Annotated in this window: 1 protein-coding gene; it reads left to right on the top strand. The window is 34.6% G+C overall.

Translation table 11 applies throughout. The annotated features are described in order from the left end of the window. Window positions 1–42 precede the first annotated feature (42 nt). A partial coding sequence (locus AC1DRF_RS31105) for a PEP/pyruvate-binding domain-containing protein (protein ID WP_477742713.1) occupies window positions 43–684 on the top strand: 642 nt, incomplete at its 3' end.

Below are 684 nucleotides of genomic sequence, written 5' to 3' on the forward strand. Positions count from 1 at the left end.
CTTACATTTTAAAACTAATTTGTAGGAGGATGAATATTTTTAATGTATAGTTTAAGTTTTCAAAAGGTGGACGAGGCGAATGAAAAAGTTGGAGCAAAAGCTTTAAACCTTATAAAAATGAAAAAAGAAAATTTACCGATTCCGGATGGCTTTGTTATTCAAACAGAAGCTTYAAAGCGATATATCGAATGGAATGGGATTAATCGTCAAACGGATAATATCCACGAGAGAATTTTGCAAGGGGAAATTCCTATTGAAATTGAATCGAATCTCATAGAGGCATTTGGAAATCTAAAAAACTTTTATATGTCAGTAGCCGTTCGATCATCATCCAGTGCTGAAGATTTAGAAGGTGCATCGTTTGCTGGCCAGTATGAAACCTATCTTAATGTGAAAAGCCCTGAGGATTTTTTAAATAAAGTAAAAGCGTGCTGGGCTTCATTTTTTACTGAAAGAGTCGAACAATATACTCAAAATATGTATGCTGATTTTGATGAAATTTCAATGGCAGTTGTTGTTCAAGGATTAATTGAGTCCGAAGTATCGGGAGTCATATTCAGTCAAAACCCCGTTACTCATAATACAAAAGAAATGATGATTAATGCCAGCTATGGACTAGGAGAAGCAATCGTATCGGGCATAGTAACACCTGATGTTTATCTGGTTAATAAACAAACCTTTGAG

Source organism: Priestia sp. P5_B4 (genome assembly GCF_056400385.1).